Origin of the sequence: Candidatus Lokiarchaeum ossiferum (assembly GCA_025839675.1) — an archaeon.
In the GTDB taxonomy this organism is placed as follows: Archaea; Asgardarchaeota; Lokiarchaeia; order Sigyniarchaeales; family Promethearchaeaceae; genus Lokiarchaeum; species Lokiarchaeum ossiferum.
Map to the genome: position 1 here is coordinate 5024986 of CP104013.1, position 18446 is coordinate 5043431.

The window sequence follows — 18446 nt, forward strand, 5'->3', positions numbered from 1 at the left end:
AAAAAAGGAGTACCTCTTAGATTTTTAAACATAAATCATACGTTCGATTTCATAAAAGGATCGAAATTTCAATTCGACAAAATTGAAAATTGGATAAATTCTCAAAACGGGTTAAGTAACTCGAAGTAAATCAAAAAAAGTTTAAATTGATAAATCTTGATAGATCCTCCTATAACATTTTGAGATAGATTGAATTAAATTTCAGTCAAATGTCATATATTTGTCAAGTGGGAAATTGTAATTAAAAATTAACACTTTTTTGATCTTAACTCAGGAAATTTAAATAGATAAGTAGAAAATTTGTTAATAGACATTAGTATTAATCTATGTAATGAATTTTTCAAAATTTGCTCAATTCATTTTTTTTTATTTATCAAAATTTTTTTTAAATAATTTACTTGTATGGTTTGTGATAAAATGAATAAAAATAAAGGAATTTGTGTTGTAAATTTTCCAATCTTAAAAACCGGAGTGAAGCCAGTATTTCAATTAATTCAGATAATTAAACAAGTTAAAGATACAAATTATTTAATATGTGGAAGTTTAGATAATCATTCCTTAGAAAAAATGATTCCAGACATACATTATATAAAAATTGACCACAGAAAAATGGAAAATTTCTTTTTTAGAATTGTTTCTTACATACGAACTCAGATATTGATGACAATCGAAATAATTAAATTGAAAAATGTTGTTGAAACTTATTTATTTTTTATTGGAACTGAAGATATGATAATTCCTCATTTAGTTAGTAAAATTTTGAGGAAGAAAACACTATTTCTACTCGCAGGATTCCCATCGAAAAGAAGTTATTCAAATAAAGATCTATTTTTCATATTTCAGAAAGCCTTATCTAAAATTAACTTCTTTTTAACCAATAAAGTATTGGTTTATTCAAAAGAAATAATTACTGAGCGGAATTTACATTATCTTGATAAAAAAATTGCTGTTTTTCAGAGACATTATATCCCCCATTCAGAAATTCTTTTTAAAAATATTAGCAAGAAAAAAGAAAATATTGGATTTCTTGGAGAAATTTGTTTACCAAAAGGGATTCAAAACTTGATAGTTGCTATAAAACAATTGAAAGATCAAAAAGTAAATGTAAATTTACACATTGGAGGTTTTGGGGAAAAAAAATTTGTAGATAAGCTAAAGAAATATATTGAAAAAACTGATTTGAAAAATCAAGTTTTTTTTCATGGTTGGATAAACAGAGAAGACATTCCCTTATTTTTGTCAAATATGAAATATTTCATATTACCTTCCTTAAGTGAAGGTTTACCGAATGTTTTATTAGAAGCGATGGGATGTGGATGTTGCGTCATTTCTACGAAAGTTGGGGGTATTCCAGATATTATAGTTGATTCGGTTAATGGAATATTATTGGAATCAAATTCAACAGATGCAATAGTTGATGGATTTCTTAGAACAAAATCATTAAATCTTGATATCTTGTCCAAAAATGCATCCGAATTTATTAAAAAGAAGTTTTCATTCAAATACTCAGTTGAGAATTTCCGCTCAATTTATAAAAAAATTTAAACAAGGTGAAAGAAGTGAAAATAGCTATACATTGTACTGAAAAAGAAAATTTCTGCCAGGATTGGATAAAATATTGTATAAATAATAAAATTAATTACAAAAAAGTTAATTGTCTTTCTGCAAATATTTTTAAAGATCTTGATGATTGTGATATTTTGTTGTGGCACTGGAATCATCTCAACTACTCTCAATATTTGATAGCAAAGGAATTTTTGTTTATCATCGAATTTTATTCAGATATTTCGATATTTCCAAATTTTAAAACTGGATGGCATTTTGATGATAAAATTGCCCAAAGTATTTTATTAGAAAGAATTCAAGCTCCGATTCCAAAATATTGGACATTTTTTGATGAGAAGTCTGCTTTGGAACATAAGAATGAAATCGAGTATCCTGTTGTATTTAAATTAAGAAAAGGATCAGGATCCTCTAATGTTAAATTAATTAAAAACAAAAGTATGTTTGAAAAAGAAGTTAAAATGATGTTTTCTATTGGAAAAAATCCTACAAATAATTATATTGGTGACGCTATAAAAAAAAAAGGGATTTTTACGTATTTAAAGCATATATTAAAAATTGGATTAGTAACAGCGATTAAAAGATATTTCAAATTTCAAAAAAAAACAAAATCCTTCCCGAAAGAGAGAGATTATTTTTATATTCAAGAATTTATAAAAGATTGTGATAGGGACTATCGAGTGATTGTTATTGGTGATTACGCGTATGCTTTTGAAAGATTTGTTAGAAAAAATGATTTTAGAGCATCAGGAAGTGGAAAATTTAGAATAGATCAACAATCCATTGATAAAAACTTGATAAACATTGGGTTCAAAATTGCAGATAAGCTGAACACCGACTGCATAACTTTTGATTTTGTAAAATCTGGTCGAGGGTATGTAATTCTAGAAATTAGCTATGGTTTCGTCCCTTGGAAATGGGAGTCATTTTGGAATAGAGAACTTAAAATTATTCAAGAACCATTAAATCCAGTAGATTTAATTATTAAAAACATTATTCAGAAACATAATTCAAATCACTAAGTTAAATTTACTTCTTTTATTTGTGTAATATGACTTTTAGTTGTGGACTTTTTTTTCTTCTAAGGAAATAAGTGGAAATAAATTTTTGAGCAATTATTGCATTTTATATACGTTTCTAAAGCTTTAATGATATAACCTATTCTCCTTCATTAGATAATTGAACAGGTGGCGACCAATATAATTATTTACTAATATTCTGAATCAATTTGTTTTCTAATTTCTCCAAACCGTTTTGTCTAAAAATTTTTAGATTCAATTCGATTATTGGTTGCACGTTTTTTACTAATAATTTGAATTATTCTTGATTTGATTCTCTATTTAATGGATGGATCAAATTAAATCATAAGAAAATAGTATTTCAAAAGGATTATTTTAATTAAAATTGCTAATAATTAAATCTCTCTTTTAGAAATTTTGCATAGGGATTTATAAAATAAATATAAATCAAAGCATTAGGTAATTTTTAATAAAGAAGGAATTTGACTTTAAGTAATGAAATTTCCTTCTTATGACGGATTTAAGAATTTATTCTTTTCTAATGTATTTAAAGATGTTCTTTATTCCTTTATCATGAGTGGGATTCTTTGTTTAATTATTTATTTCTTACCCATAACGGTATATTGTGCTCCTTATTTTAATATAATGGTAGTGTTTATACTTTTTTTTGGATTTTTTTTGATTCTTTTAGTTAATTTTATCCCCAATTTAAAATCGAAAATTGAGAAATATTCATGGAATATGATACTTTTTTCTTCTTTCAATGTTGCTCTCCTTTATTTTTTATTCCGTGAAACAGAGTTTGGATTATATGGTTTAAGTCCAGATCTAGATGTTTGGTTTAGAACAGCCTATATTAATAAAATAAGCTCACTGGGAAAATTAGGTGATTTTGCTTATAAAAACAAATCAATGTTTTATTCTCCATTCTACTGTTTAATTTTGGGAATTTGTTCAAATATATTTAATATTGAATCATATAAAATGATCAAATATGGTTTTCTTCTTGTCTATTGGCTAACCCCCATTCTCGCATACCATTCCTGGATAAAAATAATTAAGCCTTCAAGTTCATTTATCGTTTCAACAAGTTTTTTTGTTTTTATCGCAGATTTCAATGGTATTTATCAAATTGAAAAAAGAATTTCTCTTCTTTTTTTAATTCCATATATTTTGATTTTCTATGGAAATTATCATGATATCCAATTGCAAGGTAAGGGATTGATTAAAGCGGGGTTTTTTGGGTCAATACTTTTCTGTACATATTTTAGTTTATTTTTTGTTCTAATTCCCTTATTTATTATTGATTTTTTGATAAAACCTAAAGTTTTCTTAAAAAAAAAAGTGCTAAATATTATTAAAATTGGAACCATAATAGCTTTATTTTCAAGTTACTTCATTTTTCCATTATTTTTTGATTTAGTCAGATATGGTATGGAAAATCATCAAAATTTTAATATATCAGATGCATATATAAATCCACTAAATTTCATTCAAAACACACATATCTCCTTACTTAGTTTTGTTGGTTTCACTGTCCTTTTATCTAATTGTAAGTCAGAATTAATTAATGAATTAAGGAAATTATTTTTTGCCACTTTATCAATCATTCTTATTGGATATTTTGCATTTCTCTTTGATTTTCCCATTTTTCATCGCCAATTTTATCCAATGTTATCGTATATTCTAATTATTGCTGCAATAATTTATTTACTCGAAATATTTCCAAACGGATTAAAAGCTTTGATTTTTCGAATTAATAATCAAACAAAAAAATTGGATTATAAAAACAAAACAAAACATATTCAAAAATCAATTGTGAACACTTGTGTGATCTTTTGTTTCTTACTTGTTGGAACTCAAAATATTTCAAATGGAATAGATTTTTCTACCAGTCCAGGGTTTGAAGATTCAATCAATCAAGAAATTCCTGAGAATGAAATTGCAATTTTTAGTATTTTAGATTTTGAGAATAAAGTGTTTTTGACGAATAACCTGCAAGCAGTTCCGTATTTACCAATATATCTTTATTCAATTAATGCTCATTTTTCCCATCCAAGCTCATTATTAAATCAACGAAATGAATATTTGTTAAATAACCTTAGTAATTCAAAAAATGGGATAGATTTTTATAAAAATATATTACTCAATCCATATGATGTAATCGATTTCTTTTATCTAAATGAGTATAATGATACTCATTTATACTATAGTGCAAAATTTGAATACGGTTTTACCTATTATGCTCAAAATATATTCTTCAAAAAAACTTGGTTTGAAAATCAAACTTTATTTCAAACATTAGTTATTAATGGAAAAACGATATATAAAACTAATATAGAAGAAATTTCCTTCAATAATAATTTTGGATTATTAATTGATGGAAATGAAAAAATGGAACTAATTTTTAAAGATAGCAATACAACTGGACTGATAGACAATCCACACATTATTGATATGCAGATATTAGAAAAAAAAAAATCAAATCTTCATGTTAAAATTCAAAATACAACCAAATTTATAAAAATAACTAATTTATCTTTAAAAAATGTTGGTTTGTTTGATGAAGAAAGTGCTGGAATTAAAATTGTTAATTCAAGTAACATTATTATTGAAAATGTATCCATTAGAAATTGTGTAAATGGCATCTTAATTGATTCAAGTAATAATATCAGTTTATTCAACTCAAGATTTGATGAAAATAAACTCAATGGAATTTTTTTAGAGAACTCTGTACAGATAAAGATATCTAATTCAACTTTTAACAATAATCTTTTTTCTTCAATTAAAATGATTAGTAGCAATGATATTGAGGTAGAAAACAATTGCATTAGAAATACTAAATATGATGTGATTTCAAGGAAAGGGATCATCGCCATTAATTGCATTTTTACAGCAAATAATAATTATATTGATATGAAGAAGGGAATTGGTATGCTCCTAAAAGAAACAATGATGTCAATTATCTCAAATAATGAAATTACTCGATGCATTATTGGTATGATTTTAGACAATGGTGAAAAAAATTCAATATTTTTAAATAATTTTACTCAAAATCAAAAATTAGGGATCCAAATCTCTGGGAATTATAATTTAATTGATAGAAACAATTTTAGAAATAATGATCATTGTGGGATTTTTTTAAAAGATGGAAATTTTAACATTATTAATCGAAATGCATTAGAAAATAGTCTGCAATATGGAATAATTTTTTATAGTTCCTCAAATAATGAAGTAAAACAGAATATTTTTAAAAATATGCTTATTAAAAACATTTTTATTGATAAATATTCATTATTTAATAAATTTTAATGAAAAGTTGTCTTCATGATTCATATGATATACCCCTTTTTATTTCAGTCTTTAAGGCTAGTACTTAACTTCCAAAGTACGAGCTCCTTTTATCTGTCGCCCTGAAAAAAACCAGGCCGCACAGAGTAAAACAAAGTTGGACCATTCTAACTTTCCTTTTTTTGTACTTTTGCTGTTGTCTTCCTTTTTACCTCTCCTTTGGGTGAATTTATTCGCATTTTCACGAGTAACCATCCTCGTAACTTGATATTATGATAGGTTTTTCCATTTTTATGTTTTTCATTTTTTGTTCCTACTCCGTAAATAAAATGACCCATGTGGGAATTATAGAGATCTTTCATCTCTTCATCACCTATAACACTAACCGTCGATTTATTAAACCTAAATAGCATTGAAAATGCATTGCATTCTTCATTCACCGTAAAAAAGCGTGGATTTTCTGGAATCCGTAATGGATAAATCATATTGAGTTCATCAAATGGTTCACCTTCGAGAGGTATATAAGGAATGCGGGTTTTAACTTGTTAAATTCCATGTGACTTAATGGTAAACTCATTTGATATTCCTTAAGAGCACGTAATTCACTCCCATCGAATTCAATAATTCTTTTTATATCTTCACCTCCGTTTGCAGTTGATCAAAATCGGTTGGAAAATTGTATTTAAGCATAAATTGCTCGAAATACCGCTTAATTGCTGCTATTCTGTGATTTTCTTGACTCCACACATCAATTTTTGCCAAGAAACTTGCCATATCATTTTGCAGCAATTGTATTTTTTTATATGCCCAAGCTTGTCGTTTCCGTTTGGGTATAGTTCTTTGCAGACTTTTGTCTTTCTCCCCTTTGAAGATGAGCTTTCTATTATACTCGATATTTGGATCATAACTTTGATTGGTTTTCAAGCAAAAAAATATTTTTCGGGCTAATTTTGCCGCAATTTTAAACTTCAACTTTAATTTTGGACGCTTATCTTTAACAAACCGTTCATAATAACATACCATATCATTTGTAAATCCCTTTGAAGTCCCCATTTTAGCTTATCTCAACAAGGTACCCGTCGCTTGGACATAAAGAAGCTTCAAATGGTGATTCGAAAATTGATTGGGTTTAGCTTTGGAAACCACTTTTTCTTGTTCAGATTTTTCGTCCATATAACCACTGGTACCTTCACGTGGTGAAATTCCACAATACGAAAGATAATGGGCAACTGAATGAAATCGAGTAATATCTCCTGTTTCTAGAATGATTCCCGCTGCTGATAAAATTCCCAACCCATCACATTCCTTTAATAATGTGAATTTCTTTGTTAACTGTGGATCTTCATCAATCCTCTTTATAAGGGCTGTTTCTACAATTTCCAGGTTCACTTTTGCTTGTTTCATCATTCTGAATAAAAGAAGCACATTTGCCTTAAATCCAGTAGACATATTAAAATTCAACCAATTTTCGTACTTGGCTCTATTCTTGCTCATAAAATGATTCCCTTGATGAATTTCCACAGCTTCCCCCATAGTAACATCCATTTCCAAGAATGTCTGAATTATCTTCATTTCCCATTCTTTTGGAAAATCAAACTTATAAGTAAATCCAGCAGAAGCGAAAATCTTTCTACTGGCATTTTTTAGTCGAACATATTCCCGTACTATTTTAGACCGCTGTCGTAGTAACTCACGTAGTGCAAATTCCTCCTTGGTTGGAATATAGGTTGATTTGATAAAAACATCGAGTTGTGCCACTTGTGCAATTCGAACAGCATCAGCTTTATCATTTTTGGAGACTTTAGGCATATATTCTTTGATGGATAACGCATTCATCGCAATAATGTGACTCTTTGGGAACATATCTTGTAGCTGCCACACGATTGGAAAATTATATACTCCTGTTGTTTCCATCAAAAATCGTGTAATATTAAAACCATATCGGTCCAATTCTGCTTTAAATTGGATAAATTCTTGGGGATTATTATTTACCCTTAAAAGTGGTCCTAAATATTTTCGTCTGTGGTCTTTTCGGTGGCGTCCATAAATTGCCAGCACATCCTTATGTAAATGAACCTCTACCCCCACCATCCATTCTATTTCCCTCCATTCATTCTGGGAGATATGAGCATTATCCCAATATCGAGGGATGAAGTGTAAATTGTCTTCCGGAATCATTGTTTTCACATGCTTAAGAAGATATTTCATCCCATTATCAAATTTTCGAGTTGTTAATTCTTTCAAATCGGAATTAGCTTTGTATTTGCTAATGATTTTTCCTGGAATGTGAACTGTATTTGTAGTTGATTTTTTTTCCCTCACCATTTTTCCACCTCAGGAATTTCTATGTAAAAAATACTCAAGCAGGTCAAGTAAAGTTAACGTCAAAAACTTTATTGCGTCTAACACAAACCGAGTATTTCGGATTTTAACTATTTACCTCCCATGCTTGGTTTAAAAAAGGAGTTCAATTTTAGTTGATTTTCCTTTTGAAAATCATTGTAACAAGACAATTCCGCCTATTTAAACTATTTTATCTTTCTGAAATCATGATTTGAAGAATTTAATGGTAATAAGTTGACCTTACTTAACGTAATTAGAAGCTATTACTTGACCCATATCTTTTTAAGTCGTCAAACCCAAAACTAGAATTGTTGGGTTCTGTTTTGGTGTAGGTTGGTTCTTGAAATCAACTAATCACCTCCCTTTCCCACTAAGACGGGATGAGATGACTTTTTCTTTTAATTAATTACCTCATGAAATTACCACACGGCTTAAAATCCCGATTTTTTTCTTCAAATTACATTGACCTCACATTTATGAAGATTGTATCCTCGATTTCATAGCCCTTCATAATGGAGTCGGATAAATCATAAATAATGGAATGTTTTTCAATCAATGCTCCTAAAAAATTTCTAAAGTGGGGTTGATGTGCACTCATCTGAAACATAAGTTTCATCACTTTAACTCTGTGAAAGGGCTCAAACTGATTGATAAAAAAGAAGATGCAGTTTTTCCGCTTCATTCGCTCAATTCAGTTCTGACATGGTAGGATCATTAAAAATTAGGGAATATTGTCCCTAAATACTTTCCGAATGTTTATTTCTGCTGTCCAACTTTAAAGTTTTTCCTTTTTGTAAATATTTGAGTATTTATTGGCAAAAAATAATAATTTATTTTTCAATTTGAAATGGTGTTCGCCTCCTATATCAGAATGAGGTTAATTATTAGTGAAGGATCCCATTTATCAACTATTGATTGTGATAAAATTGTCATCCATTATGAATCGGTGCCCGAAGATATAATTTGGCTAAATGAGAAATAGGTTTTCGATATCAAAATTGTTCGTGGATTTTTTTCAAACAACAGAGGCCTGATTCTTGGTTCTATCTAATTTAATAAGTATAAATTAACCAACGAGCCTATTATCATTCATTTATTCAAGATCCTTGGGTCGTGACGAATGCTGAAAGTTGATGGAAGGCTTTATCGAACCTGAGTTGCCCTTTCCAAAATTAATCCGAATATTCCAAGCTGTTTGATCATCATGACCTACAACCACAATGATAATCCTCACCGAACTACGCCTTGGTTTAGTTCCTTTTTTCTGTTGAAATAGATATTCTGATATTAAAGAGCCCTTTTTCTCAAATATTCTTTAATTGTGCGTTTCACCTTGGGATATTTCTTAGAAGGCATAATTATTGGAACTAATTTATCTTTCAAATGATTGATTGACTGGAATCGATAGAATTCGCATTCTATCAACCCATAATTCAAGTTAAGTTCGTTCCTCTTTTACTAATCCGTTCTAGTTGGAATGGACAACCATAAACACGAGTTCTTTTTCAATAAATAGAAATTAGTAATTATAATAATATTCTGGAAATGAATGAGATGGTCTTGAAACAAGCAAATCATCTCAGTTACTATTTGTTTCTTGAATAATTTAGCTCATAAGGTGTGGAAGTATTTCCATAGGATGGTATTCCGTATTATCGACTAAAAATCGCCATTTTTGGGTTGGGCTAAGGTATAGGGCAATTATGCGGCACAAAGCCATATAAACATTAACAAAGAGATTTAGTATTTCTATTAAAGATAAACGCTTGTAAAATTTATCCGCATCCATCTGATGTGGGAAATCTCGGCGTTTACGATTTTGGTCTATAAGTTTCTTTTGTTTCAATGAATACTTCTCGGAAAAATGTTGAGTCCGAAAGGCGTTTAGTCCTTCAACAGTGACATGAACTTATCTTTCTAAATTATGCATTAATTTTTACTATAATGTGTTCTGTACACGTGTAGGGCCGAGGAAGAAATGATTTGGTGTGCCCACAGTACTTAATGCCATAAAATGTCTCCAAGTTCCACCTTGAAAAATTATCAGAATCCAATAAAATGATGCTGATATGTGAAAACGCATCAACAATACTTTAGCAGGACTATATATTTACAAAATTTACGTTTAGGATTATACCTGATCTAATTCTCGTTAGTACTTAACATAGGCAAAGGAGAGCGATGATAGAGTGCTCTAATTCTATGATGGTGATTCTTCTCCGTTTGGAACAAGAAAACCTTATCAGAAATGATAAAAAGATAAACCTTATAAACTGGAAAAAACGGGTTTTATTCATGATTTTTCAAGATAATCTTCCGTAGAATTTATGACATTTTTGTTAAAATGTCGGAATCCGATTTTTTACTCCATCATATCCTTCATAAGCCTTATCGCGAGTTCTCCAAGATTTAGCTTGATTGGATATCTCAGCTCTTAATTCTGTCCGTAGTTCATAGATCAAAGCTTGAGAAGATTCTTCAATAATATCCGTTTTTAATTCTTCTTCTGAACAATGGGTTAATCGCAGATAATCTTCACCTCTTGTCGCAATAATATGACATACAATACCTTTTCCTGCACGTGTTATGAGCATTTGCTTTTGCTTACTGAATGCGCGTTCATTTTCACCATTAGTTCGGAAATGACCTAGAAATTGCTCATACTTAAATAAACCAGAGAGGTATGAATTCCAAAGTCTACACCATTCCCCCTTTATTCTTAAAGGTTCCTTAATTTTTCCAGGAAGAAAGGATTTGCAGTCTTCAAGTTGAAATTGTGAGTCATTAGAACATATATTTTCATATACTTCCTTGAAGACACAATCAATTTGACGCTGTTTTTCTTGCCAGGCACTTTTAATGTCATTAAAAATTCCTCGTATCTGCTGAAACCAAAGGCTTAGTTGAAGTGTTTCATCATACCAAGGTTTTACCGCATCTAAAGCTTTAGATAAATTATCATAAATACGCTTCAATATTATCGCCACTCGAAATTCAGGATCAACTTCATCCATGCTTTTTCGACCTTTTTTGATATATTCGCCCAAGGTTTCATACAACCAAAGCCCTCGTAGTTCTTTGAATTTCTTATTTCTGGCTCGAATCATTGATTGAAAGTCGTCATCCATGGGTTTGAATATTTCCCTTACAGATCGTTTTCCAATATAGTCAAATTTCACTTCTTTGCTAGTGTCTGCGGTATGAATATACAATTTATTAATCAATTTCTTTAACGGCATGAAGATTTGGCTATCTACCACCTGAATATGATCCCACAAATGAGTTTGAAAGTGAAACTGACAATATTGATGTGGAATATCCTTATAATAAGTGTCATGACACTTCACGATGACATTTTGTTTATCAGTAACCCAACCAATAATTGGTACGCCATAAAATGCTTGAAGTGCTACAAGATATTCATGTAGAATTTGATAATTAAGAGTCTCGAATTTTGTAGTACTCAAAATCCGATTTGTCGTTAATTCCATAAAGGACCACAATGCAGGTGCGTTTCCTCCCGGATCTTGACCATCAAAACCAAGCAGTATGAAGCCTTGGTTTTGAATCATTTCAATAGTGTTTCGATCAATCGAAAAAGCCTTGATTTTTAATATATCGTCACACATTCGAGTGATGGTTTGTTCGGAAATATCTAAATTAGGATGCTTTAATCGAATACGGGTATGAATTTGACTTGGTTTCTGTTTTAATGGAGGGAGGAATTCATTGGCGACAAATCTAAATACATCAGCACCATAATATCGAGCACCATAATCAAATCGAGGTGTAGGGTTGAAATTCTTTTTTGAATAAAGACACTTCTCGTTTGTACAAATAAACAAATCAATTACTTGATAGATATCTTGTTCGAGGCAATGAATTAGTTTTCCACTATTAGAATAGGAAAATTCAACTGGAAGTTGGCATAGGATGCACTTTTTGTCTAAATTTGACGGATACCCAAACCTAACATATTCATAATCAGCAGATTTTGCAGGGAGATTCATAATTTGTTGAGGAATCGCCAAGTAAAAAATCTATCGTCTTGCAAGATTGTCATCGATCCGACGAAAGATGAACTTGAAAAATCATGTATTTTTTAATAATTTCGATTATTTACATAGTTAGGTTTTTTTCAAAATACAAATAATTTGATCCCCATTTTCTTGTTCATTCAAAGAATCTAGTTCTTCTGAAAAATTGATAATTTCATTATTAGAAAAAATATTTTTGTTTGATTTCCCATTTGTACATAATGGCAAGCCTCTCAGATATAATTCACTACCTAAGAATAAGTTGATCTTTGAATTGAATTTATAATTCTGAATTTTTAGACCTACTTTGTGAAGCAGAATTTTAAAACTTTTTAGAGTTTGTATACAAACATGTCTTGGAACATCTAACTGAACCCAATTAATACCATATTTTTCCCAAACATAATTTGTTTTAATGGGAATTGATAAAATTATAGATGAATTATCATTTTTTAATAGTTTTTTCATTTGCATTAAAGCTTTTTCTTGATTAGGCATATGTTCTAAAGAATGAGTTGAAAAAATATTATCAAAATGAACATCTTCCTTAACTAGGTCACTTAGGGATTTCTTAAAAACTTTATACTGCTTTGTAATAATATCCTTTTCGATGAATGGATCCACACCAACATTCTTAGTGAAACCAATATTGGCAAGAGTTTTTAAGAAATTCCCTGAACCCGATCCAATATCAAGAACTGTTGAATTGTCCAGATTAATATTTTTTAGTATATAGTGAAAATCGTCAAGATTTTCCATTGGATGATGATTGGCTACAATTTTACCAATCAGTGTCTTTTTATTTTGAAGAAGATATTTATCTCGATACAAAATTAAGAAATCTTTGATTTTTTGAATTATTGAATTGCTGGTTCTGAATGAATAATAATCTGAAGGATAATAACTAGCAATATCTTCAGGAATGATGCAAATTCTTAGCATACCACAGTTTTTACATTCATAATATCGAAATTTCTTTTTTGTTCCATACATTTTTTCAAATGCAACAAAATAATTTAATTCATCATTCTTGCAGATTAAACATTTATCCTTTTTTTCCATTAAATCCCAATTAGTATTAGTCTTAAATTATTTAAAAATGATAATGTTATCTTTTAACATTTTTTAGCACTTTTTACAGAGAATTTGTCTCGTTATAATTCAATAACGAGTTTGTTTCAACATTTTAAAAAAGTGTTTTCTATTTAATCTTGAAGATTTTGCTTATTTCTGTGGTAGATTCTATTTTTCTAAAAATTATTTTTATAATTAATTGGCTGATGAGATCATCTTTAGCATGATAATACATTTTTCAATTATATTTAATTTATGCTCCAGACGAACATTTTGTCCCGTATTTCTACTCTATCACCTGTATTATTGAATGATTTTAATGATGCGAGATAGTCAGGCATGATATCAAGAGAATATTATTTTATTATTACGATTAATCTCGTGGGCTCATTAACAATATTTTAGAATAATGTTATATAAAAAAAATATGTGTGCAACAAAAAAAAATTAAAGCAAAAATTACTACTTAGCATTTTTGGAATATCATTGTTAGTTATTTTGATGATTTCAAATATGTATAATCCTTTTGATACTTTTGGACTAATGAGTAGTATACCACCTTTTTCTGAAAAAATTTCTGACATATCAATTTTCTTAAAAATTCTAAAAACTACTCTCTCATCATTAAGTATCGCTAAAATTATATTGATTTTTTGGATTTTATTTATAAATTTCATGAGTTTGTTTCTCTGGGATTTAAATATTAAAGAAGAAAAAATCTTATATTTCTTCTTTACTTACATTTTATATTTTGTAATCATTGTCTCACCTAGTATTTTTTCAATGAAATTTTGGTCAACAGATAGTGCGTATCATCTACTTCTGGTAAAAAAATTAGCTACGAATTTGAATTACACAACAGGAAACTATTATGGGAATTTTTTGTTTCATAAATTCTTTGCATTATTATCAATTTTATTTCATATTGAAATTTATCAGATGCATAATATATTCCTATTTCTCCCACAATTTATAATGTCATTAACTTTTTTCATTGGATTATATTTTCTTATGTTCTCCCACAATTCTATTTTCGATTTTTCAATAAATAAAAAGAAAGAATTTTTTTTTTTACTAATTCTCTTCCATCCATTTCTTATTTTCAATTTTTCTTTTATGGCACCATTTTGTTTTGTTTTATCTTTTTCTCCCTTGATTTTTTATCTTTCAATTAATTATAAAAAATCATTAAATATTCTATTATTAAGCTTGATTATTTTAATTTGTATATGTTCTCATATTTTTGGCTTTTTTTATATTATAATTTCATTAATCATTATGATTTCATCCCAGATTTTTCATTGCAAAAATAAAAATAACCTTATTTTGGCTTGGAAAATCAATGTAATTTTTATTTGTTTATCTTTATTACTTTTATTTTTTATGAACAACCTGATATTACTTGTAGAATCGATATTTTCCAATATTTTTGCAGATAGTAGAACTTTATCTCGTTTTATTCAATCATTTGGGACTTCTGGGGTATTAAAGGAATATTATTTTAAATTTGAGTCGGTGTTTTCAACATTTAAATTATTTGAATTTATTATTCGTTTAGGTCCAATTTTTTTCATTATTGTTAATAATCAATTCTATTATTATAAAAATTATAAAAATAAAAATAAATTAAATAGAAAATCAGATATATTTCGAATATTCACAGATTTCTTCTTTCCATTCATTATTTTAAGTCTATTCTATGGTTATGTCTCTTCTTTTGATCGAATAATTATCATGGTAATTATAATTTATTATATATTATTTCTGGAAAACATAAATGTAAAAATTTTTATTAGGAAAATCGACGTCATCATATCAAGAATATTCAGTAAATTTCAACAGAAATGGAATGAAATTTTTAAAAAAAGATATGATGAAAAAAAAATAAAAAACATACGTTACACACAATATTTTGCTATTTGTCTCTTATTGATGTTATTTACAAATATGTTATATATTCAAAATAGACCTTATTCTGATGCTCAATATGAATCTATTAATTGGATTGCTTCACATACTCCAAGTGACTCAACTATCATAACAAATCATAAATTTAATTATTTAGTTGAAGCACTTTCTTCAAGGAATAGCACATATTATTGTCGTGATTTATTTAATAATGAAACTGATGAAAACCAACGAATAGAAGATTATTTAAACCTTTATGTAAGCAATGGAACCTTATTTCTCCTTCTTGATATAAATCCTTATTATAATTTCCTGCTTGAGACAAGAAATCATACTCGAATTGGTTTAAATGTTATAATACCAATAATTGAGAATTCAACTTACTTTCAGCTATTATATAACCAATCAGAAATTCTCATATATTATTTAAATTATAGTTTTTTTTAATTAATGGCACAGATAAAAGGTTTAATAAATGAGTTTAATAAATTTTCTCTTTTGTGGTGATGTTGCACCAATTAGAAGGTACAGTAATATCTCTGATGATCAAAGTATAAAACTATTTTCAGATGTCAAAGAATTACTCGATCAAAGTGATTTTTCTCTATTAAATTTGGAGAGTCCTTTAACTGATAAAAAACAAAAATTGAAAAAAAGTGGCCCTAACATTTCAGCAAGTCCTACTTTTTCCAGTACTCTCAATAAAATTGGTTTTAATGCTGTTGGATTAGCAAATAATCATATAATGGATATGGGAGAAAATGGTCTAATAGATACTATGGACTCATTGAAAAAAAATGAAATTTCATATTGTGGGGCAGGAAGAAATATTGAAGAAGCACAGAAATTATTAATACTCGAGAAAAATGGATTAAAAATTGGAATTATTGCTATTGCAGAAATTGAATTCAACGTGGCTAGCGGTAAAAAAGCAGGCGCTGCTCCATTAAATGCTATTACCAATTTCTATCAGATTGAAAAGGCTAAAAGTGAAGTGGATATTGTAATCATTTCTTTACATGGGGGAAATGAATTTTTTCCATATCCACGACCAAATTTAAGAAAGATTTGCCAATTTTTTATAGATTTGGGCGTTGAAGCTGTAATATGTCATCATTCTCACATTGCTGGGGCTTATGAAATGCATAAATCAAAACCTATAATATATAGTCTTGGTAATTTTTTATTTGATGATGCAAGAAATGAAGATAGTTTTTGGAATTATGGTTATATGGTCATGTTGAAAATTGATCCAATTAATAAAATTGTTGAATCAATGGAAATTATTCCGTATCATCAATCAATTTCAAATCCAGGAATAAAATTGCTACACGATGAAAAGAAAAAAGTCTTTATGAGAAAATTACTTGCATTAAATAGTAACCTTCTGGATTCCAGAAAATATACTAAAATATGGAAAAATTTTTGCATGAAGTCAGAAAATAATGTACTTTCATTACAATATTTACCTACAAATTTCTTTGGAATTTCAACATTGGCAAAATGTATTCCAATTTCACGATTTTTAGTATCAAAAAGAGAAATACCAACAAAACTGAATCTCATAAGATGTGATTCACACAGAGAATTATTAATTTCAGTTTTAGAACAAAAAATGTAAACACCTTTTTTATTTAAAAGTTAAAGGTTATTCTTCAGTAATCAAAATACTTACTCCTTTTTCTAAAACTCAAGCTTGCAGTTTCCGGGTGTAAGAATGTTATGTGGGAATCAAAAATCACCATAATTTCCATTTGGACCATTTTTTTTGTTACTTTCTAAGAAGCGGCTAAATCCATCTATGTGTTTGTTTATTAAAGTATAAATTACTTTTTTTCCATTTAAGATATTTTGTCCACTACGACTATGAATTCCCTTGGATGATCTTCTTACCATTCCACCAATTCCAAATCTCCTCCATTGTTAATTGGATCTGATTATAACGTAATCTCAACGAATGGACTTATTCCCCAAAGAAAACTTATGAATATATGGGGTAGTATTGATGGAAATAATCTACAGTATTCATCAAACGAAGTTTTTTTAATGAATAATCTGGAATCACATATAGAATTCTCTGATAATCGTTCAAGACTGTTGGTTTTATGAAAACCAAAATTATTTTGTAATTTAACTATTTTGAATTACAATTCAGAATGAATACCTAACATCCACTCGAATGTGCATACAAAAGGATGTTCACTCGAAAAGGAAATTAAAAAAAATATTTTCAAGATTACTATCTACTCAAACATTGTTCTTAATTATGTTATATTTATTATACTTCTTAGAGTTTTTAATAACATATATCCAAATTTTCCTGATCTAATAAGAATTATATATAAAATTGATCTGAAATCTTTTATCATCACATTTTTAATCATCATTATAGATTTTTGTATATAACCACTTGAAAAATAAAAAAAAGCTATTTGAACTTTTTTTTTTTCATACAAATGATATATTCTATAAACATTTTGATACTTTTCAAGAATATATTCAAGTTCTTTAAGATTGTTTACAATATTTTTTTTACTTAAATTATTTTCATGTATATCATATTTGAATAATACTTCATTTACCTTTACAAATTGAAATCCTTTTCTTGCAATTCTAATCCAAAAATCTTTATCATCAGTAATTTTTAGTTTTTCATCAAAAAGTCCAATTATATTAATTATTTTTCTTGAAATTATAACACTACTTGAACTTTGGATTGTATTTTCGAATAATAATTTTGGTAACATCTCATTGAACAATTTTGTGCGCATAATTTTTTTTTTTTTTCTAAAATGATCAATACCAATTGCATCACAACTTACTAAACCAATTTTTGAATTAGAAAGTAGAGGAATTTGCATTTCTAATTTATTTGGTTTCCAAATATCGTCATGATCCAAAAAAGCAATAATAGAACCAACAGATTTTTTTATTCCATAATTTTTTGGTCTTGAAGGTCCACCAGAGTTTTCAATATAATAATATTTTATTCTAGAATCTCGTTTTTTTAAATTGTTTATTAAAAGTGGAGTGTTATCCGTTGAACCATCGTCAACAATTATTAATTCGAGGTTTTTATGAGTTTGACGTAAAACGCTTTTAATTGTCTTATGAATTAAATTACCCCTATTGTATGTAGGTATAATTACTGAAACTTTCGTCTTTTCTACATCAATCAATAAATCTCTCATTATTATGTAATTCAAGAATT

13 protein-coding genes are annotated in these 18446 nt (G+C 28.2%); 5 read left to right on the plus strand and 8 right to left on the minus strand.

Going from position 1 to position 18446, the window contains the following annotated elements:
- Positions 1-417: 417 nt before the first annotated feature.
- From NEF87_RS21525 to NEF87_RS21535, 3 genes are all read left to right on the plus strand, one after another.
- On the plus strand, positions 418-1545 hold the full coding sequence (locus NEF87_RS21525) for a glycosyltransferase (RefSeq protein ID WP_457917451.1): 1128 nt from the start codon (positions 418-420) through the stop codon (positions 1543-1545).
- A 14-nt stretch (positions 1546-1559) separates the two neighbouring features.
- A complete protein-coding gene (locus NEF87_RS21530) occupies positions 1560-2585 on the plus strand; it encodes an ATP-grasp domain-containing protein (protein ID WP_457917452.1) in 1026 nt (341 codons plus the stop codon).
- Positions 2586-3323: 738 nt separating this feature from the next.
- Positions 3324-5894: a right-handed parallel beta-helix repeat-containing protein gene (locus NEF87_RS21535; RefSeq protein ID WP_457917453.1), complete on the plus strand. Its 2571-nt coding sequence runs from the start codon at positions 3324-3326 to the stop codon at positions 5892-5894.
- A gap of 146 nt (positions 5895-6040) precedes the next feature.
- Here NEF87_RS21535 and NEF87_RS21540 read toward each other — a convergent pair whose 3' ends face one another.
- The 7 genes from NEF87_RS21540 to NEF87_RS21570 all read right to left on the minus strand — a co-directional run bounded on the left by NEF87_RS21540 (position 6041) and on the right by NEF87_RS21570 (position 13315).
- The gene (locus tag NEF87_RS21540) at positions 6041-6358 is read right to left on the minus strand and encodes a hypothetical protein (RefSeq protein ID WP_457917454.1); all 318 of its coding nucleotides are present in this window, start codon (positions 6356-6358) and stop codon (positions 6041-6043) included.
- A gap of 145 nt (positions 6359-6503) precedes the next feature.
- The gene (locus NEF87_RS21545) at positions 6504-6926 is read right to left on the minus strand and encodes a hypothetical protein (protein ID WP_457917455.1); all 423 of its coding nucleotides are present in this window, start codon (positions 6924-6926) and stop codon (positions 6504-6506) included.
- 6 nt (positions 6927-6932) lie between these two features.
- Positions 6933-8198 carry an IS110 family transposase gene (locus NEF87_RS21550; RefSeq protein ID WP_457917456.1) on the minus strand — a complete coding sequence of 422 codons (1266 nt, stop codon included), beginning with the start codon at positions 8196-8198 and terminating at the stop codon, positions 6933-6935.
- Between the two features lie 1111 nt (positions 8199-9309).
- Complete coding sequence (locus NEF87_RS21555; RefSeq protein ID WP_457917457.1) at positions 9310-9435, minus strand: hypothetical protein; 126 nt, start codon at positions 9433-9435, stop codon at positions 9310-9312.
- A gap of 387 nt (positions 9436-9822) precedes the next feature.
- On the minus strand, positions 9823-10062 hold the full coding sequence (locus NEF87_RS21560; RefSeq protein WP_457917458.1) for a hypothetical protein: 240 nt from the start codon (positions 10060-10062) through the stop codon (positions 9823-9825).
- A gap of 493 nt (positions 10063-10555) precedes the next feature.
- Positions 10556-12226: a hypothetical protein gene (locus NEF87_RS21565; RefSeq protein WP_457917459.1), complete on the minus strand. Its 1671-nt coding sequence runs from the start codon at positions 12224-12226 to the stop codon at positions 10556-10558.
- A gap of 117 nt (positions 12227-12343) precedes the next feature.
- Positions 12344-13315 carry a class I SAM-dependent methyltransferase gene (locus NEF87_RS21570; protein WP_457917460.1) on the minus strand — a complete coding sequence of 324 codons (972 nt, stop codon included), beginning with the start codon at positions 13313-13315 and terminating at the stop codon, positions 12344-12346.
- Positions 13316-14710: 1395 nt separating this feature from the next.
- Between NEF87_RS21570 and NEF87_RS21575 the strand changes: the two genes are divergently transcribed.
- Together NEF87_RS21575 and NEF87_RS21580 are read left to right on the plus strand one after the other, a co-directional pair.
- Complete coding sequence (locus tag NEF87_RS21575) at positions 14711-15682, plus strand: hypothetical protein (RefSeq protein WP_457917461.1); 972 nt, start codon at positions 14711-14713, stop codon at positions 15680-15682.
- A gap of 28 nt (positions 15683-15710) precedes the next feature.
- The gene (locus tag NEF87_RS21580; protein WP_457917462.1) at positions 15711-16856 is read left to right on the plus strand and encodes a CapA family protein; all 1146 of its coding nucleotides are present in this window, start codon (positions 15711-15713) and stop codon (positions 16854-16856) included.
- 643 nt (positions 16857-17499) lie between these two features.
- Here the strand turns inward: NEF87_RS21580 and NEF87_RS21585 are convergent.
- Positions 17500-18426: a glycosyltransferase family 2 protein gene (locus NEF87_RS21585; RefSeq protein WP_457917463.1), complete on the minus strand. Its 927-nt coding sequence runs from the start codon at positions 18424-18426 to the stop codon at positions 17500-17502.
- Positions 18427-18446: the final 20 nt, after the last annotated feature.